22 protein-coding genes are annotated in these 21,489 nt (G+C 67.5%); 4 read left to right on the top strand and 18 right to left on the bottom strand.

The window, feature by feature from the left end:
* Window positions 1-159: 159 nt before the first annotated feature.
* On the top strand, window positions 160-1,893 hold the full coding sequence (locus tag BMZ43_RS13125) for a putative bifunctional diguanylate cyclase/phosphodiesterase (protein ID WP_093254177.1): 1,734 nt from the start codon (window positions 160-162) through the stop codon (window positions 1,891-1,893).
* Here the strand turns inward: BMZ43_RS13125 and BMZ43_RS13120 are convergent.
* The 9 genes from BMZ43_RS13120 to BMZ43_RS13080 form a co-directional block, all read right to left on the bottom strand.
* The gene (locus tag BMZ43_RS13120; protein WP_007161657.1) at window positions 1,890-2,216 is read right to left on the bottom strand and encodes a DUF3392 family protein; all 327 of its coding nucleotides are present in this window, start codon (window positions 2,214-2,216) and stop codon (window positions 1,890-1,892) included. The genes BMZ43_RS13125 and BMZ43_RS13120 overlap by 4 nt on opposite strands.
* A 14-nt stretch (window positions 2,217-2,230) precedes the next feature.
* Window positions 2,231-3,382 carry a radical SAM family heme chaperone HemW gene (gene hemW, locus BMZ43_RS13115; protein WP_068384904.1) on the bottom strand — a complete coding sequence of 384 codons (1,152 nt, stop codon included), beginning with the start codon at window positions 3,380-3,382 and terminating at the stop codon, window positions 2,231-2,233.
* On the bottom strand, window positions 3,379-3,972 hold the full coding sequence (rdgB, locus tag BMZ43_RS13110) for an RdgB/HAM1 family non-canonical purine NTP pyrophosphatase (RefSeq protein ID WP_027598888.1): 594 nt from the start codon (window positions 3,970-3,972) through the stop codon (window positions 3,379-3,381). The genes hemW and rdgB overlap by 4 nt, the downstream gene beginning before the upstream one ends.
* 83 nt (window positions 3,973-4,055) lie before the next feature.
* A complete protein-coding gene (metW, locus tag BMZ43_RS13105; protein WP_017640992.1) occupies window positions 4,056-4,676 on the bottom strand; it encodes a methionine biosynthesis protein MetW in 621 nt (206 codons plus the stop codon).
* A gap of 5 nt (window positions 4,677-4,681) precedes the next feature.
* A complete protein-coding gene (locus tag BMZ43_RS13100) occupies window positions 4,682-5,821 on the bottom strand; it encodes a homoserine O-succinyltransferase MetX (protein ID WP_093254173.1) in 1,140 nt (379 codons plus the stop codon).
* Window positions 5,822-5,928: 107 nt separating this feature from the next.
* Window positions 5,929-7,887 (bottom strand): dynamin family protein, encoded by a 1,959-nt coding sequence (locus BMZ43_RS13095; RefSeq protein WP_093254171.1) that lies wholly within the window; start codon window positions 7,885-7,887, stop codon window positions 5,929-5,931.
* A gap of 117 nt (window positions 7,888-8,004) precedes the next feature.
* Window positions 8,005-8,598, bottom strand: coding sequence for a YggT family protein (locus BMZ43_RS13090; protein ID WP_064309244.1), 594 nt, complete (start codon window positions 8,596-8,598; stop codon window positions 8,005-8,007).
* A gap of 9 nt (window positions 8,599-8,607) precedes the next feature.
* Entirely contained in the window at window positions 8,608-9,426 is an 819-nt protein-coding gene (gene proC, locus BMZ43_RS13085) for a pyrroline-5-carboxylate reductase (RefSeq protein ID WP_017640988.1), read from the bottom strand.
* A gap of 9 nt (window positions 9,427-9,435) precedes the next feature.
* On the bottom strand, window positions 9,436-10,134 hold the full coding sequence (locus BMZ43_RS13080; protein ID WP_064309243.1) for a YggS family pyridoxal phosphate-dependent enzyme: 699 nt from the start codon (window positions 10,132-10,134) through the stop codon (window positions 9,436-9,438).
* A 126-nt stretch (window positions 10,135-10,260) separates the two neighbouring features.
* On the opposite strand from BMZ43_RS13080, the gene pilT reads away from it, so the two are divergent.
* Both pilT and BMZ43_RS13070 read left to right on the top strand, forming a co-directional pair.
* Window positions 10,261-11,295 (top strand): type IV pilus twitching motility protein PilT, encoded by a 1,035-nt coding sequence (pilT, locus tag BMZ43_RS13075; RefSeq protein ID WP_007161666.1) that lies wholly within the window; start codon window positions 10,261-10,263, stop codon window positions 11,293-11,295.
* The gene (locus BMZ43_RS13070) at window positions 11,295-12,437 is read left to right on the top strand and encodes a PilT/PilU family type 4a pilus ATPase (RefSeq protein ID WP_017640986.1); all 1,143 of its coding nucleotides are present in this window, start codon (window positions 11,295-11,297) and stop codon (window positions 12,435-12,437) included. Before pilT ends, BMZ43_RS13070 begins: the two co-directional genes overlap by 1 nt.
* Here the strand turns inward: BMZ43_RS13070 and BMZ43_RS13065 are convergent.
* From BMZ43_RS13065 to BMZ43_RS13055, 3 genes are all read right to left on the bottom strand, one after another.
* The gene (locus BMZ43_RS13065; RefSeq protein WP_093254169.1) at window positions 12,434-13,882 is read right to left on the bottom strand and encodes a UdgX family uracil-DNA binding protein; all 1,449 of its coding nucleotides are present in this window, start codon (window positions 13,880-13,882) and stop codon (window positions 12,434-12,436) included. The two genes, BMZ43_RS13070 and BMZ43_RS13065, sit on opposite strands and share 4 nt — an antisense overlap.
* Window positions 13,883-15,094, bottom strand: coding sequence for a putative DNA modification/repair radical SAM protein (locus tag BMZ43_RS13060; protein WP_017640984.1), 1,212 nt, complete (start codon window positions 15,092-15,094; stop codon window positions 13,883-13,885).
* A gap of 133 nt (window positions 15,095-15,227) precedes the next feature.
* Window positions 15,228-15,785 carry a C40 family peptidase gene (locus BMZ43_RS13055; RefSeq protein ID WP_017640983.1) on the bottom strand — a complete coding sequence of 186 codons (558 nt, stop codon included), beginning with the start codon at window positions 15,783-15,785 and terminating at the stop codon, window positions 15,228-15,230.
* A 434-nt stretch (window positions 15,786-16,219) separates the two neighbouring features.
* On the opposite strand from BMZ43_RS13055, the gene BMZ43_RS13050 reads away from it, so the two are divergent.
* Window positions 16,220-16,624 carry an NINE protein gene (locus BMZ43_RS13050; RefSeq protein ID WP_017640982.1) on the top strand — a complete coding sequence of 135 codons (405 nt, stop codon included), beginning with the start codon at window positions 16,220-16,222 and terminating at the stop codon, window positions 16,622-16,624.
* 62 nt (window positions 16,625-16,686) lie between these two features.
* On the opposite strand, the gene BMZ43_RS13045 is transcribed toward BMZ43_RS13050, so the two are convergent.
* Genes BMZ43_RS13045 through BMZ43_RS13020 form a run of 6 tightly spaced genes read right to left on the bottom strand, consistent with a single transcriptional unit; the run spans window position 16,687 to window position 21,439 of the window.
* Window positions 16,687-17,964 (bottom strand): dihydroorotase, encoded by a 1,278-nt coding sequence (locus tag BMZ43_RS13045; protein ID WP_093254166.1) that lies wholly within the window; start codon window positions 17,962-17,964, stop codon window positions 16,687-16,689.
* Window positions 17,961-18,959 (bottom strand): aspartate carbamoyltransferase catalytic subunit, encoded by a 999-nt coding sequence (locus tag BMZ43_RS13040; RefSeq protein WP_093254161.1) that lies wholly within the window; start codon window positions 18,957-18,959, stop codon window positions 17,961-17,963. The genes BMZ43_RS13045 and BMZ43_RS13040 overlap by 4 nt, the downstream gene beginning before the upstream one ends.
* A gap of 15 nt (window positions 18,960-18,974) precedes the next feature.
* Window positions 18,975-19,484 (bottom strand): bifunctional pyr operon transcriptional regulator/uracil phosphoribosyltransferase PyrR, encoded by a 510-nt coding sequence (gene pyrR / locus BMZ43_RS13035; RefSeq protein WP_017640979.1) that lies wholly within the window; start codon window positions 19,482-19,484, stop codon window positions 18,975-18,977.
* A gap of 2 nt (window positions 19,485-19,486) precedes the next feature.
* Window positions 19,487-19,939: a Holliday junction resolvase RuvX gene (ruvX, locus tag BMZ43_RS13030; protein WP_007161675.1), complete on the bottom strand. Its 453-nt coding sequence runs from the start codon at window positions 19,937-19,939 to the stop codon at window positions 19,487-19,489.
* A complete protein-coding gene (locus BMZ43_RS13025; RefSeq protein ID WP_064309238.1) occupies window positions 19,936-20,505 on the bottom strand; it encodes a YqgE/AlgH family protein in 570 nt (189 codons plus the stop codon). Before BMZ43_RS13025 ends, ruvX begins: the two co-directional genes overlap by 4 nt.
* Before the next feature lie 55 nt (window positions 20,506-20,560).
* Window positions 20,561-21,439, bottom strand: a complete 879-nt coding sequence (locus tag BMZ43_RS13020) for an energy transducer TonB (protein ID WP_093254395.1) — start codon at window positions 21,437-21,439, stop codon at window positions 20,561-20,563.
* Window positions 21,440-21,489: the final 50 nt, after the last annotated feature.

The raw sequence follows: 21,489 nt of genomic DNA, 5'->3' as shown, positions 1-21,489 counted from the left end.
CTGACGAATCGAGCTTGAGCTGGTGAGGGACAATTGGCATGATGGCCAATTGCCCTGCTGTGATGGCGGTTGCATTCGAATTCACAGAGACACCTGGATGTCAGCCTTCCTCAAGAATGCCAACCGGCTCCGCGCCGCCCTTCGTGCAGAGCGGATCCGATGACGGACCTGGTACGCCCCGACTCGCCAGCGGCCGAGTTGCACGCCGTACGGCGCTGGCTCGAAGTCGAACGCAGCGCCCGGCAGCGTACCGAACGCTCGTTGCACCTCATCGCCTCGGCCTTCGCCCTCTGTCGCGACGCCATGGCCGTGCTGACCGAGAGCGGTCAGATCATCGAAGCCAATGATGCCCTGCGCGCCCTGATGCTCAGTGCGGAGCGCAGTGTCAGCGGTCAGTACCTGTCCCACTACATCAAGTTGCCCGAGACGGCCATCCGCACGTTCGAGCGCGACGGCTATGCCCTGTGCGAAGCCCAGTTCCACGTCTCCGCCAAGCGCGTCACGCCGGTGGAGATCAGCCTGAGTCGCTTTGCCGGCGAGGCGGATCGCGAAGGCTATGTGGTCGCCAGCCTGAGGGACATCACCGAGCGCAAGCGCGCCGAGCAGGCCCTGGAGCGCATGGCCCTGAGCGATGCCCTGACCCAGCTGCCCAACCGGACCTCCTTCTACCAGGATTTCGAGACGCGCCTGCAGAACCTGGAGGAGACCGGCAACCTCGCGGTGCTGTTCATCGATGTCGATGGCTTCAAGGAGGTCAACGACTCCCTGGGCCATGCCGCCGGTGACGAGCTGCTCTGCGCCCTGGTGCGGGAGTTGCGCCAGGTGCTGGGCGCCGACGAGGTGCTGGCACGCTGGGGCGGCGATGAATTCGTCGCCTTGCTGGACGTGAGCGATCGCGAGCAGGCCCGCCAGGTGGCCGAGCAACTGGTGCAGGCGGTGGGTCGGCAGCAGTGCATCGCCGGCCACGATATCCGCGTATCGGCCAGCATCGGCCTGAGTCTGGCCCCCGAAGAAGGGCTGGATGTGGAAACCCTGCTGCGCAATGCCGATGCCGCCATGTACGCAGCCAAGGCGGCCGGCAAGAGCCGGGTGCGCTGCTACGATCCGCAGTTGACCAGCGAGGCGCGCAGCAAGGTGACCCTGTTGGCTCATCTGCATGGCGCCATCGAGGCGGAGCTCATCACCTTCGTGCTGCAGCCCAAGTTCGATGCCCGCCAACGCATGATCAGCGCCGAGTTGCTGGCGCGCTGGAATTGCCCGGGCGTCGGGGCCGTGCCGCCCAATGTCTTCGTCGCCCTGGCCGAGCAGAACGGCATGGCCTCGGCCCTCGGGCGCCTGGCCATCCGCCGCGCGGCCGGTTGCGCCCGCGCCCTGCAGGACGCCGGCCTGCAGATCCCGGTGGCGGTCAACATCTCGCCGCTGCAGGTGGCCGATGATGAACTGGCCGAGGTCCTGGCGGCGGCCTGCGCCGAATTCGGTATCGTGCCCAGGGCACTGGAGCTGGAGGTGACCGAGTCGGTCTTCCTGCAGAAGGGCACGCCGGAGCGGCGCCTGGCCGCCTTGCGCGAGCAGGGCTTTCGGGTGGCGATGGATGACTTCGGCACCGGCTATTCGTCGCTGGGCTATCTGCACCGCTTGCCCTTCGACACCATCAAGATCGACCGCAGCTTTCTGCTGGCGGTGGACGCCGACGACAGATCCCGGCAGCTGCTGGCCGGCATCGTCAGCCTGTGCCGCGCACTGGACATGCAGATCGTCGCCGAAGGGGTGGAAACCCAGGCCCAGTTCGAATTGCTCAAGGACCTGGGCGTGGACACCTTCCAGGGCTTCCTGCTGGGGCGCCCGCAATCCCTGGAGTGCCTGCTGGACGCTATTCGCGCCGCCGACCGCTAGCCGCGCCGCTCGGCCAGCACGCCCAGCAGGCAGACGCCGATCAGCAGCACCGGGGCCAGGGCATAGTTGTTGAACTGCGCCAGGCCCTTGACCACCCAGGGGGTCAGGAAGGTCATGGCGGCGCCATAGATGGCCAGGCAGGCCAGGGCGAAGGCCGGGACCCGGACGGCGGTCGGCAGGCTGCCCAGGCGCGCCTGGATGAAGGCGTTGACCTGGCTGCCGAACAGCACCAGCAGGGTGGCGGTGACCGCCAGGGCCACCTCGTCCAGGTGGCTGCGACTCCAGCGGGAGAGGTCGGCGATATGGTCGAGTACGAAATCCAAGGCAGAGCTCCTCGTCAGTCAGGCAGAAAGAATTGCAAGAGGTCGTTCAGGAACAGCTGGCCGCGGGCGGTGGGGCGCAGGCGCTCCTCGTCCTCGGCCAAAAGGCCGGCGCGGCGCGCCGCGGCCAGCGCCGGCGCCAGGCTGTCCAGCGACTGACCGGTCCGCTGCGGATACCAGGCGGCGGGCACCCCGTCGACCAGGCGCAGGGCGTTCATCATGAAATCGAAGGGCAGATCGGCCGGCTCCAGAGCTTTCGCGCCGGCCTGGAAGGCCTTGGCCGGATCCAGGTAGTCCTTGGGCAGGCGGGTCTTCCAGGTGCGCAGCAGGGTACCGTCCGGAGCGCTGAGCTTGGCGTGGGCGCCGGCGCCGATGCCGAGGAAGTCGCCGAAGCCCCAGTAGTTGAGATTGTGCCGCGCCTGGCGCCGGGGCTGGGCATAGGCGGAGGTCTCGTACTGCCCGTAGCCGGCGGCCGCCAGCCGCGCCTGGCCGGCTTCCTGGATGTCCCAGAGGGTGTCGTCTTCGGGCAGCTCCGGCGGCTGGCTCCAGAACACCGTGTTGGGCTCCATGGTCAGCTGGTACCAGGACAGGTGCGTGGGCGCCAGGGCGATGGCCTGCTCCAGATCACCGAGGGCATCGGCCACGCTCTGCTCGGGCAGGCCGTGCATGAGGTCCAGGTTGAAGTTGTCGAAACCGGCGGCGCGCGCCCGGTCGGCGGCGCGGATGGCTTCCTCGCGGCCGTGGATACGCCCCAGGGCCTTGAGCTTGGCATCCTGGAAACTCTGGATACCGATCGACAGCCGATTGATGCCCAGACCGCGATAGGCGACGAACTTGGCCTGCTCGAAGGTGCCGGGGTTGGCTTCCAGGGTGATCTCGATGTCCGGCGCGAAGCTCAGGCGCCGGGCCACGCCGTCCAGCAGACGCCCCAGGGCCTCGGCGGAAAACAGACTGGGCGTGCCGCCGCCAAAGAAGATCGAGGTCAGCGGGCGGCCATGGACGTGGATCAGGTCCTGGTCCAGATCCGCCAGCAAGGCATCGACGTACTCCGTTTCCGGTAGCGTCGGACCGGCCGCATGGGAGTTGAAGTCGCAATAGGGGCACTTGCGCACGCACCAGGGGATGTGGACGTAGAGCGCCAGTGGCGGCAGGGCGAACACCTGGGTCACAGGCCGAGCCGTTGCTTGAGCTGGGCCATGGCGCGGGCGCGATGGCTGCGCTGGTTCTTTTCCGCCGGCGCTAGTTCGGCTGCGGAGACCGCTTCGCCATCGGGCTGGAACAGCGGATCGTAGCCGAAGCCATGCTCGCCCTGGGCGGCATGCAGGATGCGCCCGGGCCAGAGGCCTTCGCAGAGGATCGGCAGCGGATCGTCGGCGTGACGCACCAGCGCCAGCACGCAGACGAATTGGCCGGTGCGCTCGGCGTCGGGCACCGCTTTCAAGGCCTCGAGCAGCTTGGCGTTGTTGGCGGCATCGCCCTGGCCGTCGGCGTAGCGCGCGGAATAGATGCCGGGGGCGCCGCCGAGGGCGTCCACCGCCAGGCCCGAATCGTCGGCCAGGGCCGGCAGACCGGACAGCCGCGCCGCGTTGCGTGCCTTGAGGATGGCGTTTTCGACAAAGGACAGCCCGGTTTCCTCGGGTTCCACCTGGCTGAATTCACCCACCGAGCGCACCCGCACCCGGTCGCCGAGCATGGCCTGGAGTTCCTTGAGCTTGCCGGCGTTGTGGCTGGCCAGCACCAGTTCGGTTAGGTCGGACATGAGGGGCACCGTGTCGCATTGGGAAGGGCGGCGTATTGTACGCGAAGCCAGGCCCGGGCTGGCCGCGCCGCCCAGGCCTTACGTCATATGGCGACGCGCAGGTCGTGCAGATGCGGCGCGCTGACCCGATAGATGCCGATCTCGCCGAGCAGGTTGGGCCACAACTTGCTGGCCCAGCCATGGCGGTGCAGGCGATCCACGGCAAGACGATCCAGCACCTGGGCGCGCTGTTCGCGGCAGAGGCGCTCGAAGTCCTCGAAGGTGCAGAAGTGGATGTTCGGCGTGTTGTACCAGGTGTAGGGCAGGAAGTCCGAGACCGGCATCCGCCCCTTGCCGCCCAGGTACAGCCGGCAGCGCCAGTGACCGAAGTTGGGAAAGGTGATGATGCACTGGCGACCGACCCTGAGCATCTCCTGGAGAATGCGGTCCGGGTACTGCATAGCCTGCAGCGACTGGGTCATGACCACCACGTCGAAGCTGTCGCTGGCGAAGTTGGCCAGGCCGCCGTCGAGATCCTGCTCGATGACGTTGACGTCCTTGAGCAGGCATTCGGCGATCTTGTCCGGGTCGATCTCCAGGCCGTAGCCGGTGACCTGCTTGTGATCGCGCAGCCAGGCGAGCAGTTCGCCGGTGCCGCAACCGAGGTCGAGGACCCGGCTGCCGGCGGGGATCCATTCCTGAATGATGTCCAGATCGGCGCGCACGGCAGCTATACCTCGATGCGGGTCATGTAGTGGGAGAAGGCCTGCAGATAGCGCGGGATGGGAATGAGGAAGGCGTCATGGCCCTGGGGCGCGTCGACCTCCAGGTAGCTGACGTCCTTGCGCGCGGCCATCAGGGCGTTGACGATCTCCTTGGAGCGCGCCGGCGAGAAGCGCCAGTCGGTGGTGAAGGAGACGATCAGGAAGCGCGCCTGCACCGCGGCCAGGGTCTTGGCCAGGTCGCCGCCATGGGCATGAGCCGGATCGAAGTAGTCCAGCGCCTTGGTCATCAGCAGGTAGGTGTTGGCGTCGAAACGGCCGGAGAATTCCTCACCCTGATAGCGCAGGTAGCTCTCGACCTGGAATTCGACGCTGTGGAAGTCGTAGTTGAGCTGGTCGGTCTTGAGTTCGCGACCGAATTTTTCGCCCATGGCCTCGTCGGACAGGTAGGTGATGTGGCCGACCATGCGCGCCAGCATCAGGCCGCGCTTGGGGATCACACCCTTTTCCTGGAAGTGTCCGGCGTGGAAGTCCGGATCCGAGAGGATGGCCTGGCGCGCTACCTCGTTGAAGGCGATGTTTTCCGCCGACAGCTTGGGCGCCGAGGCGATGGCCAGGCAGTGGCGGATGCGCTCGGGATAGCTGATGGTCCACTGCAACGCCTGCATGCCGCCCAGGCTGCCGCCGATCACCGCCGCCCACTGCCCGATACCCAGGCGATCGGCCAGGCGTGCCTGGCTGTTGACCCAGTCTTCCACGGTCAGCACCGGGAAGTCGGCGCCATAGGCCCGACCGGTCTCGGGGTTCGGACTGCTGGGGCCGGTGGAGCCGTTGCAGCCGCCCAGATTGTTGAGGGCGACCACGAAGAACTTGCGGGTGTCGATGGGCTTGCCGGGGCCGATGCAGCTGTCCCACCAGCCGGGCTTGCGGTCGTCCAGGCTGTGATAGCCGGCCGCGTGGTGATGGCCGGAGAGCGCGTGGCAGATCAGCACGGCGTTGCTGCGACTGGCGTTGAGTTCGCCATAGGTCTCGACCATCAGGTCATAGGCCGGCAGGGTGCGACCACAGGCCAGGGCCAGCGGCTCGCTGAAATGCAGCAGCTCGGGGGTGACCAGGCCGACGGAATCTTCGGGAATGACGCTGGGCATTGACGGCTCGTCCGGGGCGGGGCTCGCCAGTCTAAAGAGCACCGCCGGGAGCGGCAAGGGCAGGCGTGGCGCGGCGGTCAAGGGCCGCGTCACGGTAGCGGATGACGCTAGCCGACCCGCGCCAGCGGCAGCGCGACCACGTTGTCGTGGCGCTGGGAGGGCGCCGGCCGGCTGATCTGCTTGAGCATGTCGCTGACCTCGCTGAGCTGCCCGTGCAGGACGTCCTCGTGCACCTGTAGCCGGCGCACCTGCTCCTGGCTGTTGAGGTTCTGCTGGGTGAGCTGCTTGAGTGCCAGCATGCTGGTTTCCAGCAGCTGCTTCTGCTCGCGGGTGTGCTGCACCAGCGGGGTCAGGGCGCCGTCGTTCCAGCGCAGCACCTGGGCATGGGCGCCTTCCTGCAGCACCTGGACCTCCTGGGCCACGGTGGCGAAGAAGCGGCGGGCCAGGGCGCTCTGCTCGGTGAGCAGGGTCTTGACCTGGCGCTGCACCTCCTCGGTCTTGAGTTGCAGCTGGCGCAGCTCGCGGACATAGGGGCGGATGCGCAGTCGCGGCGCTTCCAGGGGATGCAGCGGATTCTCGACATTGTGCCGCTGGTAGACCGCGCCGAGCACCTTGTTGGCCCGGTCCGCCTCGTTGTCCAGGGCCAGCAGGTCATGCTCGACCACGCGAAAGAAACGGGCGATGGACTGGTTGATGCCGACGGTGGTCAGGCTGCTGCGGAATTCCCGGCGGGCGGTGTCCAGATGGGCGTCCAGGCGCTCCGACGCGACCAGGTCGGTCAGCAGCTTGCGCTGCCCGGCCAGCATGTTCTGGGTGGTGCGTAGGTCCAGCAGGCGACGGTGATACTGGTCGTATTCCTGGCGCGTGCGAGCGGTCTGCAATTCCAGGCCGGCGCCGGGCAATTCCTCGTCGGCCAGTTGCGCGTACTGGGCGCGAATGGCTTCCAGGCGCTGCTCGATGAGGGTACGGCTGGCGCCCAGCAGACCACTGGCCTGCTGCACGATGCGCTGCTGCAACAGACGCTCGCGGGCGCCGACGATGCGTTCGGCGAGCAGCTGTTCGAGGCTGTCGAGCTGGCTGCGCGCGAGTAATTCCAGATCGCCGCGGACCTTGCCCAGCAGCGCCTGCTTGGCCGACAGCGGCAGGATGTGCTCGGCCGGCAGCGCCAGTTGCCGGGCGCTGGCCTGGCGGACGTTTTCCAGCGACTGGGCGACATGGGCGACCCCGCCGAGGTCGTCCCAGAGGCTGTCGATCTTGTTCATCACCGCGAACAGCCGCTCCGGGGCATCGCCCAGGGAGGGCTTGACGCACTGCTCCCAGAGCGCCAGGTCCGAAGCGGTCACGCCGGTGTCGGCACCGATGAGAAAGAGCACGGCCTGGGCGTGGGGCAGCAGCGACAGGGTCAGTTCGGGTTCGGCGCCCAGGGCGTTGAGACCGGGGGTGTCGAGGATGCGCAGGCCCTGGCGCAGCAGCGGGTGGTCGATGCTGATCAGCGCGTGGCGCCAGGCCGGGATGCTGACCAGACCGGCGCTGTCGAGCTGTTCCAACTGCTCGGGGTCGAAGCCCAGTTGCACGGCAGCGGCGGTTTCCACCTCGCGGGTCTCGGTGACCTTGGCCAGCAGGGCGGCCATGGCGTCCGGGTGGCGGTCGTCCAGGGCGAAGCGCTGCCAGGCCTCGGGCGTCTTGCGCCAGGCGGCCAGGCTGCGTTCGTCCAGGCGGCTGTCGATGGGCAGCAGCTGCAGATAGGGCCCGTCGGCCCCGGCGTCATGGAAGATCTCGGTGGGGCACATGGTGGTGCGCCCGGCCTGGGACGGCAGCATGCGCTGGCCGTAGTCGGCGAAGAAAAGGGCGTTGATCAGCTCGGTCTTGCCGCGGGAGAACTCGCCGGCGAAGGCCAGGGTGATGCCGTCGGCCTGCAATTCGCTCTGGCAGCTGGCCAGGGCGGCGTCCAGGGCCGGGGAGGCCAGGCGGTTACGCTGCAACCAGTCGCGGTAGCGGCCCAATTGGGTGTCGAGTTCGGCTTTCCACGTGGCATAGGCATCGACGTGGCGGAACAGGCGTTCCATAGGGGACTTCCTTGACCTGGACAGCAAAGGCTGGACGGTGCCCCAGCGTCCAGAGGACGTCAATGCCGCCTCCGCCACGACGCGGCGGGCGGTCGTGGCGGGTGCGCGAGTGGTGCGTCAGAGGAAGGGGGCGAGAATCTGCGGCATGCCGGTGGCGGCGGCCAGCTGGCCGATGACGAAGCGATCCAGCAGATTGATCACGATGAAGGCGAAGATCGGCGACAGATCCAGGCCACCCAGATTCGGCAGGATGCGGCGGAAGGGGGCCAGCAGCGGCTCGCAGATCTGATTGACCAGCTCGGCGGCGGGGTTGTGGGTCTGGGGCGCGACCCAGGAGAGGATGACGCTGACGATCAGGGCGAAGAAGAACACCTTGAGGAACAGCGAAGCCACGCCCAGCAGGGCCCAGATCAGCAAGGCGGGGAACAGACCGCCGATGCTGGCGCCGAGCAGCACCACCACGACCATCATCAGCGCCAGCTGGACCAGGATCGCCAGTACCAGGGCCGCCAGATCGACGCCGCCGAAACCAGGAATGATGCGCCGCACGGGCTTGAGTAGCGGCTGGGTGGCGCGCACGGTGAATTGCGACAGCGGATTGTAGAAGTCGGCCCGCACCAGCTGCAGGATGAAGCGCAGCAGGATGATCAGCAGATAGAGACTGCCGAGGGTCTGGATGACGTAGACGAGGGCTTGCGCGAAAGCGGACATGGATACTCCTTATCGATCCGGCAACTGGGCCAGTTCCGCAGCCCGGTCGGCCGCGGCGGTGAGGGCTTCTTCCACCAGGTCCGCGAAGGCCCCGGCTTGGAAGGTTTCGATGGCGCGTTCGGTGGTGCCCTTGGGGGACATCACCGAACGACGCAATTGTTCGGGGCTGCGGTCGCCCTGACAGGCCATGGCGGCGGCGCCGCGGGCGGTGTGCAGGGTCAGCTGTTCGGCCACCGCGGCCGGCAGGCCGAGCTTGGTGCCGGCCTGAGTCATGGCTTCCATCAGCAGGAAGAAATAAGCCGGGCCACTGCCGGAGACGGCGGTGACCGCGTCCAGCTGCTGTTCTTCCTCGACCCAGAGGGCCAGACCGACCGCGGCGAGGATCTCCTGGGCGCGGGCGCGCTGTTCGGCGGTGACCTGGTCGTTGGCGAACAGGCCGCTGGCACCCAGGCGCAGCTGCGAAGGCACGTTGGGCATGCAGCGCACCAGCGCGCGCTGGCCCAGCCAGCGTGTCAGGCTGGCGCAGGTGATGCCGGCGGCGACCGAGACGATCAGCTGGTCCGGGCGCAGATGGGGAGCCAGCTCCTGGCAGACCTCGCCCATCACCTGGGGCTTCACCCCCAGGACCACCACGTCGGCGTCGGCGAGCACGGCGCTGTTGCTGGCCTCGACGCGGATGCCGTGCTCCCGGGCCAGCGCCTCGCGCTTGGCCGGGTTGCGATTGCTGGCGCTGAGCTGCCGGGCCGGCACGCCCTGGGCGAGCAGCCCGCCGATGATGGCACCGGCCATGTTGCCGGCACCGATGAAGGCGATGCGGGTATCGTTCATCGAGACTTCCTAGGTTGAAGAGGCGGCGGCGCCATAGTCGCGGGCGCCGAAGAGAGCGGTACCGACGCGGACCCAGGTGGCGCCCTCGGCGATGGCGGCTTCCAGATCCTGGCTCATGCCCATGGACAGGGTGTCCAGGTTCAGGTTCAGCGTTTCGCTGAGCTTTCGTAGCCGGGCGAAGGCCGCGCGCTGGCTGGCCGGGTCGTCGGTGGCTTCGGGGATGGCCATCAGGCCACGCAGGCGCAGGTTGGGCAACCCGCTGACCGCGGCGGCCAGGGCCGGCAGTTCATCGGGGTGGCAGCCGGACTTGCTGGCTTCGCCACTGACGTTGACCTGCAGGCAGATGTTCAGCGGGCCGCGCTCGGGCGGGCGCTGCTCGGCCAGGCGCTGGGCGATCTTCAGGCGATCTACCGAATGCACCCAGTCGAAATGGCTGGCGATGGCGCGGGTCTTGTTGGACTGGATGGGGCCGATGAAATGCCACACCAGGGGCAGGTCGGCCAGCGCCGGCTGCTTGTCCAGCGCCTCCTGCAGGTAGTTCTCGCCAAAGTCGCGCAGCCCGGCGACGGCGGCCTCGCGCAAGGCGGCGGCGGGCTTGGTCTTGCTCACCGCCAGGAGGCCGACAGTCGCGGGATCGCGGCCTGCCGTCCGGCTGGCGGCGGCGATGCGTTCGAGTACGGTTGCGCTATTCTCGGCTATCGTGGACATTCAGCCCCTGCTTGCGTCGGCGCATCCGGCAGGCCTCGGCGTACCGGATGAGTGAGTGGCGGTGACCAGGTCAGACCGCCAGTGCTGCGCGGCATTCTACCTGCTTGCTCGACATCTGGGAGTCCCATGGATATCACCGAATTGCTGGCCTTTTCCGCGCGGCAAGGCGCCTCCGACCTGCACCTGTCCGCCGGCCTGCCGCCGATGATCCGCGTCGACGGCGACGTGCGCCGCATCAACCTGCCGGCCTTCGAGCACAAGCAGGTGCACGCGCTGATCTACGACATCATGAACGACAAGCAGCGCAAGGACTTCGAGGAATTCCTGGAGACCGACTTCTCCTTCGAGGTGCCGGGCGTGGCGCGCTTCCGGGTCAACGCCTTCAACCAGAATCGCGGCGCCGGCGCGGTGTTCCGGACCATCCCTTCCAAGGTGCTGAGCATGGAAGAGCTGGGCATGGGCGAGGTGTTCAAGAAGATCACCGACGTTCCGCGCGGCCTGGTGCTGGTGACCGGGCCGACCGGTTCGGGCAAGTCCACCACCCTGGCGGCCATGCTCGACTACCTCAACAACACCAAGTACCACCACATCCTCACCATCGAGGACCCCATCGAATTCGTCCACGAATCCAAGAAGTGCCTGGTCAACCAGCGCGAGGTGCACCGCGACACCCTGGGCTTCTCCGAGGCCCTGCGCTCGGCGCTGCGCGAGGACCCGGACATCATCCTGGTCGGCGAGCTGCGCGACCTGGAGACCATCCGCCTGGCGCTGACCGCGGCCGAGACCGGGCACCTGGTGTTCGGCACCCTGCACACCACCTCGGCGGCCAAGACCATCGATCGGGTGGTGGACGTCTTTCCGGCGGAAGAGAAGTCCATGGTGCGTTCCATGCTGTCCGAATCCCTGCAGGCGGTGGTCTCCCAGACCCTGCTCAAGAAGGTCGGTGGCGGCCGGGTGGCGGCCCACGAAATCATGATCGGTACCCCGGCCATCCGTAACCTGATCCGCGAGGACAAGGTGGCGCAGATGTATTCCTCGATCCAGACCGGTGGCGGCCTGGGCATGCAGACCCTGGACATGTGCCTCAAGGCGCTGCTGGCCAAGGGGCTGATCAGCCGCGACGCGGCCCGCGAGAAGGCCAAGACGCCGGAGAACTTCTGATGGATTTCGACAGGTTCCTGCAGCTGATGGTGGACAAGGGGGCGTCCGACCTCTTCATCACCACCGGCGTGCCCCCTTCGATGAAGATCAACGGGCGCATGACGCCGGTCACCAAGGATTCGCTCACGCCGGATCAGTGCCGAGCCATCGTGCTGGGGGTGATGAACGACGAGCAGCGGCAGGAATTCCAGCAGAAGCGCGAGTGCAACTTCGCCATCAGCGCCCGCGGCATCGGTCGCTTCCGGGTCAGCGCCTTCTACCAGCGCAACCTGGTGGGCATGGTGCTGCGCCGCATCGAGGTCAACATTCCCACGGTCGAGCAGCTGCGCCTGCCGGAGATCATCAAGAAGCTGGCCATGACCAAGCGCGGGCTGGTGATCTTCGTCGGCGCCACCGGCACCGGCAAGTCCACCTCGCTGGCGGCCATGATCGGCCATCGCAACAGGAACTCGGCGGGGCACATCATCTCCATCGAGGATCCCATCGAGTACATCCACCAGCACCAGGGGTGCATCGTCACCCAGCGCGAGGTGGGCATCGACACCGAATCCTTCGAGGTGGCCCTGAAGAACACCCTGCGCCAGGCGCCGGACGTCATCATGATCGGCGAGATCCGCAGCCGGGACACCATGGAGCACGCCCTGGCCTTCGCCGAGACCGGTCACCTGTGCCTGGCCACCCTGCACGCCAACAACGCCAACCAGGCGCTGGATCGCATCATCCATTTCTTCCCGGCCGATCGGCACAGCCAGACCTGGATGGACCTGTCGCTCAATCTCAAGGGCATCGTCGCCCAGCAACTGGTGCCCACCACCGATGGCCAGGGCCGTCGTGCCGTGATCGAGGTGCTGCTCAACACCCCGCTGGCCGCCGACCTGATCCGCAAGGGCGAGGTGCACGAACTCAAGGCGCTGATGAAGAAGTCCGGCGAACTGGGCATGCAGACCTTCGACCAGTCGCTCTATGGTCTCTATCGCGACGGCGAGATCAGCTACGAAGCGGCCTTGGCCCACGCCGATTCCGCCAACGACCTGCGGCTGATGATCAAGCTGGGGTCGGAAACGGACGCCGATCACCTCAATCAGCTCACCCGCAACCTCTCGGTGGACATGGGCGACGATCCGCCCAAGCGCTTCCGCTAGCCTTCGTCTTCGTTCTCGGCGGCCAGGGTCCTGGCCTCGCGCAGAGCGGCGACCAGCGCCTGGCGTGCCTGCTCCTGCTGCTCGGCGTCCGGGGTGCGCAGGATGTAAGAGGGGTGATAGGTGGCAATGATCCAGCGCTCGTCCAGCCGCAGTGGTCGGCCCATGAATTGCGCCAGGCCCCGTGGCTTGCGTTTGAGCAAGGCTTCCAGGGCGGTCGAGCCCAGGGCCACCACCACGGTCGGCTGGATGTCGCGCAGTTCCTGCTCTAGCCAGTAGCGGCAGGGCGCGATCTCCGGTCCCGGGGTGACGTGCTTGCGCCGCCTGCCCTGGGGAATCCATTTGAAGTGCTTGACCGCATTGGTCAGGAACACCTCGTCGCGCGCAAGGCCGGCCTCGGCCAGCGCCGCCATCAGCACCTGCCCGGCCGGGCCGACGAAGGGGCGACCCGCCAGGTCTTCCTGATCGCCGGGCTGCTCGCCCAAGAGCAGGATGCGGGCGGTGCGCGGGCCTTCGCCGGCCACCGGCTGGGTAGCCTTTTCCCACAACTCGCAGCGGCGGCACTCGTCGAGGGTGGTGGGCAGCGGGCGTTCCGGCTGGGCGCGCTCGGCGGCGATCAGCACCTCGCGACCGCCCTGGCGGCCCACGGCTTCGGCCTGGGCCAGGCGCTGGGCGCCGGCCCGTGCCTCGCTGAGCAGCGCCGGGATCAGCGGCCCTTCCGGTAGATCCTTCCAGAAGCGCGCCGGCATGTTGCCGCGCAAGGTGCGCGGATTGGCCCGCGCCGGATTGAAGGTGCTGCGGTAGTAGGCGCGCCAGAGTTCGTCGCCGGCGTTGCGGTCATCGTCTTCCGGCGTCTGCCGCGCCAGTTGCTGCAGCTCGGCGGGGCAGGGCTCCACCAGTTGCAGCGCCTGGCCATCCCATAGCGCGGCGGCCTCGGGGGTCGCGATCAGCCAGCTGCTGTTGCCCATGCGGTCGCAGAAATGCGGCGCCGCCAGGGCCAGGACGTCGTGGGCCGGCTGGTGCCAGGCCACCCAGGCCGGCGGCCCCGCGCTCTCCGCACGCGGTCGAAAGCGCAGGAAGGCATGCACATGGTGGATCTCGCGGCGAATCGCCTTGACCCGGCGCTGCAATTCGCTGCCGTCTTCGTCACCGGCCAGCATCGCCGCACGCTCGCCCCGGGCGACCCGCCAGAGCACCTGGTAGAGCAGCGCCCAGCGATCGTCGCTGCGAAAGCAGGCGGCATAGGTCAGGGCTTCGGCCAGTTGCGGCGGGATGCGTATGGCGCCACTGGGCGGCGGCGCCGTGGCCTCGGCCGGTTCGTCGAACAGATCGCCCAGGCCGCGACTTTCCTGCCAGCTCACCTGGGCCGGGGCGATACCCGCCTGGAGCAACCGGCGCGCCTCCTTGCGCCAGCCGGCGAAGGTGCCGTCGAAGTCGACTCTCTGCATCTAGAGCAGGGCGAGCTGGGCGGGCGGTTCGGCGAGTTGCCGGCGCAGGTCGAGGGATTCCGCCAGGCGCGGCTGCGGTCGGTAGTCCTGGGTGATGATGAAGGGCCGTGCCTTCTCGACGCTGCATTTCAGGCGGATCAGGTCGGCGTAGCGGATGCGCCGCTCGCGCCTGAGCTCCACCAGCCGCTTGGCCGAGAGCACACCGATGCCGGGCACCCGGGCGATGAGTGCCTGGTCGGCGCGGTTGAGATCCAGCGGAAAAATGGCACGATTGTGCAGCGCCCAGGCCAGCTTGGGATCCACGTCCAGCGGCAACTGGCCATCTTCGGTGGGCAGCTCTTCCGCCTGGAAGCCGTAGCCGCGCATGAGGAAGTCGGCCTGGTACAGCCGGTGCTCGCGCAGCAGGGGCGGCGGTTGCAGCGGCACCGTACCCGGGCTTTCCGGGATAGGGCTGAAGGCCGAATAGTAGACGCGCTTGAGGCGATAGGCGCCATACAGGGTCTGGGCGGTATCGAGGATGGTGCGGTCGTCGGTGGCATCGGCGCCCACGATCATCTGGGTGCTCTGGCCAGCTGGCGCGAAACGCGGCGCCTTGGCTTCGGCCTCGGCTTCCTCCAGCCCCAGGCGAATGTTGCCCATGGTCTTGCGGATGCTGCTGCCGTTCTTTTCCGGCGCCAGCTTGATCAGGCTGCTCTCGGTGGGCAGTTCGATGTTCACCGACAGGCGATCGGCATAGAGACCGGCCTGGGCGATGATCTCGGGATCGGCGTCGGGAATGGTCTTGAGGTGGATATAGCCGCGGAACTGGTGCTGTTCGCGCAGCAGCTGGGCCACCCGGGTCATCTGCTCCATGGTGTAGTTGGAGGAGCGGATGATGCCGGAGCTGAGAAACAGCCCGCTGATGACGTTGCGCCGGTAGAAGTCGAGGGTCAGCTGCACCACTTCCTCGGGCGTGAAGCGCGCCCGCGGCACATTGCTGCTGCGGCGATTGACGCAGTACTGGCAGTCGTACTGGCAGAAATTGGTCAGCAGCACCTTGAGCAGCGCCACGCAGCGCCCATCCGGGGTGAAGCTGTGGCAGATGCCCATGCCATCGGTCGAGCCCAGGCCGTCCTTGCCCTTCGAGCTGCGCTTGGGCGCACCGCTGCTGGCGCAGGATACGTCGTACTTGGCGGCATCGGCGAGAATGATCAGCTTGTCGGCGAGCTCCATCGAGATCTCCTGGACTGTGATTGCATACAGTATCCAGGAAGCGGAGCGTCGTTCAATGGCTTTGCGCCGGGCGGCGCCGAGTGGAGCGACACTCCGCCGGGCGGTAGTGCCCGGCGAAGCGAGGGGGGAGGGATCAGGACTTGCGGGTACGCTTGGTACGCGGCTTGTCCGCGACGGACGTGGTTTCCGCCGCCAGGGTAGTGGGCTGTTGCAGCACGCGCTTGGCCGAGGCGAATCTCTTGGTCCAGTAGGGCTTGCTCAGGTGATCGACGCGAACGCTTTCGCCGCTACGCGGGGCATGGACGAAACGGTCGTTGCCCAGATAGATGGCGACGTGATCGATGCCGCTGCGCTGACCGGTCTTGAAGAACACCAGGTCACCGGCCTTGAGATCGCCACGGGCGACCTTGGGGCCCTTGAGCTGGGACAGCTCACGGGAGGTACGCGGCAGCTTGACGTTGTGTACGTCGCGATAGACGTAGTTCACCAGGCCGCTGCAATCCAGGCCGTTCTGCGGATTGGTCCCGCCGTAGCGATAGGGGGTACCGACCAGGTCCATGGCGCGGGTCGCGACCTGGGCGCCGACGTTGCGGGTGGCAGCCTGGGCGGTGGCCTGCTTACGGTGCAGGGCGCTGGTAGCGCGGGCGGCGTGCTTGGCGCGGGCGGCGGAGGCTGCCTGGGTAGGGTCCACCTTCGCGACGCGGCGAGCGGCGGCCTTAGGCGCGGGAGCAGCGGAGGCGTGCCGGGCGGCGGTCTTGGGAGCTGAAGCGGCGGTGACATGCCGGGCTGCGACCTTGTGGACCGGAGCGGCAGTGCGCGCTGCAGAGTTCTCTTTCGCTTGTACTGCCGCGGGCAGCACAAGACAGGCGGAGAGCCATGTCAGAAGAAATAAACGCATTGTCGTAGGGGTGTCTGAAGATCGAAGCGAGGGATTCTATACCAACCCTGTGGATATTTTGTGCACCTCTCATCAAGAAATTATGTAATTTTTAGCGGAAAGTGGGGTCCCTAGAGCGCCAACCAGTGAGACTCCCTGGGCATTCATCCAGTTTTCGACATAAAGTCACGGTGAATGTAAGGGTGTTGGTAAGGTGGGTCTTTTCCTTCAGTCGCGAGGTCGTAGGCATGCAGTATCAGGACACCCACAGCAAGGTCATGGGCTATCTGCTGTGGATCTTCGGTTTTCTCGGCGCTCATCGCTTCTACTATGGCAAACCGGTCACCGGCACCCTCTGGTTCTGCACCCTGGGTCTGCTGGGCATCGGCTGGCTGATCGATCTGTTCCTGATCCCGGCCATGGATCGCGAGGCGGATCTGCGTTTCCAGTCCGGTTCGATCAACTACAGTCTGGGCTGGATCCTGCTGACCTTTCTCGGCATCTTTGGCGTCCATCGCCTCTATCTGGGCAAGTGGATCACCGCCATCCTCTATTTCTTTACCGCGGGTTTCTTCCTGTTGGGCGTGCTCTACGACTTCTGGACGCTCAACTCGCAGATCTCCGAAGAGAATCGCCGGCGGCTGGTGCGCTAATCCAGCTAAGAGACAGAGAAAAGGGGCTCCGCGGAGCCCCTTTTCTATTCAGGCGCCTCTATTCAGGCGCTGCGCTGGTAGGTCGCGCGTCCCCCTACCAGGGTGCGTTCGATGCGGCCGGGCAGGGTGAGGCCTTGGAAGGGGCAGTTGCGGCCACGCGATAGCCAGGGCGTGGCGGCCTGGGCGGTCGGCTGCTGGGCGAACAGCACCAGGTCCGCCGGCAGGCCCTTGGCCAGGCGGCCCGCCGCGAGGCGCAGCGCCTGGGCCGGACCGCTGGTCAGGCGTGCCAGCAGGGTCGGCAGATCCAGCAGACCGTCTTCCACCAGGGTCAGGGCCAGCGGCAGCAGCAATTCGACACTGCTGATGCCCGGCTCGGTGGCGGCGAAGGGCGCCAGCTTGGCGTCCGCCTCGTGGGGCTGGTGATGGCTGGAGATGGCGCCGATCACCCCATCACGTACCCCGGCTCTCAGGGCGTCGCGGTCCCGCGCGGTGCGCAGCGGCGGCTTGACGTGATAGAGACTGGAAAAGCCCTGCAAGGCCTCGTCGGTGAGCAGCAGCTGGTAGAGCGCCACATCGGCGGTCACCGGCAGGCCGCGGGCCTGGGCGGCGGCGATCATCTCCACCGCGCGAGCGCTGGTCAGCTGGCCGAAATGGGCACGCACGCCGCTCTGTTCCACCAGCAACAGGTCGCGAGACAGGGCGATGGTCTCCGCGGTCTCCGGGATGCCGGTGAGACCCAGGAAGCTGGCGGTGGGGCCTTCATGGGCGAGACCGCCATGGGCTAGGTCGGCGTCCAGAGCGGTAAAGACCACGGTAAGGTCGAAGGTGGCGGCATATTCCAGCGCTCGCCGCTGCACCCGCAGATTCTCGAAGGGCTGCAGGCCGTTGGTGAAAGCCACGCAACCGGCGTCGCGCAAGGCCATCAGTTCGGCCAGCTGCTCGCCGCCCAGGCCCTTGGTCAGGGCGCCGATGGGATGGACGCGGGTGTGATCGGCGGTGCGCGCCCGGTCGAGGATGAGTTCGGCCACCGCGGTGGTGTCCAGCACCGGGCGGGTGGTGGGCGGGCAGCACAGGCTGGTGACGCCCCCGGCCGCGGCGGCGCGGGTCTCGCTGTCGACATTGCCCTTGCGGGTCAGGCCCGGTTCGCACAGGGCGACATCCAGGTCGACCAGACCAGGCGCCAGGATCAGGCCGCTGGCGTCCAGCTGCTCGTCGGCCTGGAAGCCCTGGGGCGCTTCGCCCAGGGCCAGGATGCGACCCTGGTCGACATGGACGTCGCTGACCTGGTCGAGGCCGGTGGCCGGGTCGATCACCCGGGCATTGCGGATGCTCAGGCTCACTGCGCATTCTCCTGTAGCTGACGCTGGGCGGTCTGCCCGCTCATGGTCATCGACAGCACCGCCATGCGGACCGCGATGCCGTAGGTGACCTGGTTGAGGATGACCGACTGCTCGCCGTCGGCGACCGCTGATTCGATCTCCACGCCGCGGTTGATCGGTCCCGGGTGCATGACGATGGCGTCGGGCTTGGCGCGGTCTAGGCGCTGGCGGGTCAGACCGAACAGCCGGTAGTACTCGCCTTCGCTGGGCAAGAGGCCACCCTGCATGCGTTCGCGTTGCAGGCGCAGCATGATCACCACGTCCACGCCGTCCAGACCCTCGGCCAGGTCGGTAAAGGTGCGCACGCCATAGAGTTCTTCGAGGCCGACCGGCAGCAGGGTGCGCGGCGCGACCACACGGATGTCGCGGCAGCCCAGGGTACGCAGCGCCAGCATGTCGGAGCGGGCGACCCGCGAATGCAGGATGTCGCCGACGATGGCCACCGAGAGGTTGGCGAAGTCGCCCTTGTGGCGGCGGATGGTCAGCATGTCGAGCATGCCCTGGGTGGGGTGGGCATGGCGGCCGTCGCCGCCGTTGATGATGGCTACATCCGGGCAGACGTGCTCGGCGATGAAATGGGCGGCGCCGGAGTCGGCGTGGCGCACCACGAACATGTCGGCGGCCATGGCCTCCAGGTTGCGCAGGGTGTCGAACAGCGTCTCGCCCTTGCTGGTGGAAGAGGTGGAGACGTTGAGGGTGATGACGTCCGCCGACAGCCGCTTGGCCGCCAGTTCGAAGGTGGTGCGGGTGCGGGTCGAATTCTCGAAGAAGACGTTGCACACGGTCTTGCCGCGCAGCAGCGGCACCTTCTTCACCGCCCGGGCGCCGACTTCCAGAAAGGAGTCGGCGGTATCGAGCAATTCGGTGAGGAGTTCGGCGGGCAGGTCGTCGAGCGACAGGAAGTGGCGCAATTGGCCCTGGGCGTTGAGTTGCAGCGAGCGCGTAGCGTCGGTCATGGCAGCGGATCCAGGTCAGGCGGCGGGGGCGTCGCGGTATTCGAGGGCGAGCGGCGTGGGGCCGGTCAGCTTGACGCGCTGGGTGGGGGCCAGGCTCAGGGTGGCGCCCACCACGTCGGGCTGGATCGGCAATTCGCGGGCATTGACGTCCAGCAGGCAGACCAGGGTCACACTGGCGGGACGACCATAGTCGAAGAGTTCGTTGAGCGCCGCGCGCACGGTGCGGCCGCTCATGAGCACGTCGTCCACCAGCACCAGATGGCGGCCGTCGATCTCGAACGGCAGGGCCGAGGGACGCACCTGGGGGTGCAGGCCCTTCTGGGTGAAGTCGTCGCGATAGAAGGAGACGTCCAGACTGCCCAGCGGGGTGTCCAGGCCGAGTTCGGCCAGCAGGGCCTCGGCGACCCACAGGCCACCGGTATGGATGCCGACGAAGCCGGGATCGGTGATGCCACGGCGATCCAACGATAGGCGCAGGTCGGCGGCCAGCCGCGGCAGGAGCTCGGCGGGAGAGGGCAGGTGCATGGCTACTCCGATTGCGGGCGCGCGGCCCGTTCCAGTTGTTGGGTCAGCCAGCCTTCCAGGAGAAGGGCGGCGGCAAGGGCGTCCACCGGGCGTTCGCGATAGCCGTCGCGCTGACCGCCCTGCAGGCGCTCGCCCTTGGCGGCATAGGTGGTGAGGCGTTCGTCATGGGTATGCACGGGCAAGCCGTAGCGACCCTGTAGGCGGCGGGCGAAGCGTTCGGCGCGCTCGCTCATCTCGCTGGGGGTGCCGTCCATGTTCAGTGGCAGGCCGACCACCAGGGCGGTGGGGCGCCACTCGTCCAGCAGGCGCTGGATCTGCTGCCAGTCGGGCACGCCGTTCTGCGCCTTGAGGGTGAGCAGTTCACGGGCCTGGCCGGTCACGGCCTGGCCGACGGCGACGCCGATCTGCCGGGTGCCGTAGTCGAAGCCCAGGTAGAGGCCGCTGGGTGCGCTCATGCGTGGCCCGCCTGGCGCGAGAGCAGGCGCAGGTCGACCCCCAGCAGGGCGGCGGCCGCACCGAGACGCTGCTCGCTGGGCGTCTCGAACAGCAGGGCGCTGGTGGCCGGGGTGGTGAGCCAGAGATTGGCCGCCAATTCCTCTTCCAGCTGGCCGGGACCCCAGCCGCTGTAGCCCAGGGTGATCAGGTGGCGGGTCGGGCCGGTACCATCGGAAAGGGCGAACAGCACGTCCGGCGAGGTGGTGAGGCTGAGTTCGTCCAGTTCCAGGGTGTTCTGGAACACCGGGCCGGCGTCATGCAGGACGAAGCCACGATCGGTCTGCACTGGGCCGCCGGCATAGAGGACGACCTGGGTGTCTTCCAGGGTGGCCGGGACCTCGGGCCGCAGCTGTTCGAGCAGGTCGTCCAGGTGCAGGCCGTTGGGTCGGTTGATCACCAAGCCCATGGCGCCATCCGGGCCGTGGTCGACGAGGTAGATCACCGTCTCGGCGAAATGGGGATCGTCCATCTGTGGCATGGCGATCAGGAGTTGGTGCTGTAGGGTGGTGCTGGAGGTCGGCTTCATGACCGGCAAGTTTCCCGGTTGCGCGGTCCGGCTTCAAGTCCAACGGCGTCCAGGGCTATTGACTGGACAGGCGGTCGCCACGCTCGAAGCGCCAGGTGCGGATGATCTCCAGCCGGTCGATGTCGGCCAGATCGCCGCTGAAGGGGGCGAAGGGCGCCGCCAGCCGGACGATGCGCAGCGCCGCCTGGTCCAGCACCGGGCGGCCCGAGGATTCCAGCACCTGGACCTCGTAGAGCGAGCCGTCCTTGTTGATGGCCACCAGCAGGCGCAGGCTGCCATAGAGGCGGTCACGCTTGGCCTGCTCAGGGTAGTTGAGATTGCCGATGCGCTCGATCTTGCGCCGCCATTCTTCCTTGTAGCGGGCGCCCTTGTCCTTTTGCGTCGAGGCGGCGTTGATCCGCCAGATCTTTGGCCGCTTGGCGTATTGCTGGCGTTCCTCGGCGAGCTGGGCTTCCAGGCTGGCGAGTTCGGCGGCCTGGCTGTCGGATTCGGGGCTCGGAGCGTCACGCTGTTCCCGTTCGGGCGTCTCGCGACTGGGTTCGGCCTTGGTCGGCCGCGTGGCGCGGGTGGTCACCGCCGCCTTGGGCGCCTGGGCGCGATCCGCCGCCGGCGGGCGAGCCGGAGGCGCGGCCTGGCGGATCTCGCTGTCGTGGAACGGCGCCTGCACCGGGGTGCTCGGCGCTGCCGCCTTGTCCAGGGTGCCACTGCCCTGCTGGTTTTCCTGGGCGAGGAAATCAGCCTGCTTGGGCGCCTCGTCGCTCTTGAAGCTGGCCAGCGTCACCTCCAGGGTGCGACTGATCTGGCTGGGCTCGGGCAGCGAGAAACCGACGCCGAGGATCAGCACGACGTGCAGCAGGGTCGCGATGAGCAGCGTGAAGCCCAGGCGGTCGGCGGGACGGACCTGGGCGGCGGGGGAGGAGGCGGTGCTGGGCATTGACTGGGTCGGCAAGGGCAGAGGGCGCGCGGCAGGGCTGGCGCCAGTCT

Origin of the sequence: Pseudomonas sp. Snoq117.2 (assembly GCF_900110545.1) — a bacterium.
GTDB lineage: Bacteria > Pseudomonadota > Gammaproteobacteria > Pseudomonadales > Pseudomonadaceae > Chryseomonas > Chryseomonas benzopyrenica.
Note: the sequence above shows the minus strand (reverse complement) of the source record. Positions and strands in the feature narration are given on the sequence as shown.

Excerpts from the sequence above, each read along its gene's own strand:
- BMZ43_RS13125 (WP_093254177.1), top strand. The coding sequence starts at position 160 with ATGACGGACCTGGTACGCCCCGACTCGCCAGCGGCCGAGTTGCACGCC.
- rdgB (WP_027598888.1), bottom strand. The coding sequence starts at position 3,972 with ATGTCCGACCTAACCGAACTGGTGCTGGCCAGCCACAACGCCGGCAAG.
- BMZ43_RS13100 (WP_093254173.1), bottom strand. The coding sequence starts at position 5,821 with ATGCCCAGCGTCATTCCCGAAGATTCCGTCGGCCTGGTCACCCCCGAG.
- BMZ43_RS13095 (WP_093254171.1), bottom strand. The coding sequence starts at position 7,887 with ATGGAACGCCTGTTCCGCCACGTCGATGCCTATGCCACGTGGAAAGCC.
- BMZ43_RS13090 (WP_064309244.1), bottom strand. The coding sequence starts at position 8,598 with ATGTCCGCTTTCGCGCAAGCCCTCGTCTACGTCATCCAGACCCTCGGC.
- proC (WP_017640988.1), bottom strand. The coding sequence starts at position 9,426 with ATGAACGATACCCGCATCGCCTTCATCGGTGCCGGCAACATGGCCGGT.
- BMZ43_RS13080 (WP_064309243.1), bottom strand. The coding sequence starts at position 10,134 with ATGTCCACGATAGCCGAGAATAGCGCAACCGTACTCGAACGCATCGCC.
- pilT (WP_007161666.1), top strand. The coding sequence starts at position 10,261 with ATGGATATCACCGAATTGCTGGCCTTTTCCGCGCGGCAAGGCGCCTCC.
- BMZ43_RS13070 (WP_017640986.1), top strand. The coding sequence starts at position 11,295 with ATGGATTTCGACAGGTTCCTGCAGCTGATGGTGGACAAGGGGGCGTCC.
- BMZ43_RS13065 (WP_093254169.1), bottom strand. The coding sequence starts at position 13,882 with ATGCAGAGAGTCGACTTCGACGGCACCTTCGCCGGCTGGCGCAAGGAG.
- BMZ43_RS13060 (WP_017640984.1), bottom strand. The coding sequence starts at position 15,094 with ATGGAGCTCGCCGACAAGCTGATCATTCTCGCCGATGCCGCCAAGTAC.
- BMZ43_RS13050 (WP_017640982.1), top strand. The coding sequence starts at position 16,220 with ATGCAGTATCAGGACACCCACAGCAAGGTCATGGGCTATCTGCTGTGG.
- BMZ43_RS13040 (WP_093254161.1), bottom strand. The coding sequence starts at position 18,959 with ATGACCGACGCTACGCGCTCGCTGCAACTCAACGCCCAGGGCCAATTG.
- pyrR (WP_017640979.1), bottom strand. The coding sequence starts at position 19,484 with ATGCACCTGCCCTCTCCCGCCGAGCTCCTGCCGCGGCTGGCCGCCGAC.
- ruvX (WP_007161675.1), bottom strand. The coding sequence starts at position 19,939 with ATGAGCGCACCCAGCGGCCTCTACCTGGGCTTCGACTACGGCACCCGG.
- BMZ43_RS13025 (WP_064309238.1), bottom strand. The coding sequence starts at position 20,505 with ATGAAGCCGACCTCCAGCACCACCCTACAGCACCAACTCCTGATCGCC.
- BMZ43_RS13020 (WP_093254395.1), bottom strand. The coding sequence starts at position 21,439 with ATGCCCAGCACCGCCTCCTCCCCCGCCGCCCAGGTCCGTCCCGCCGAC.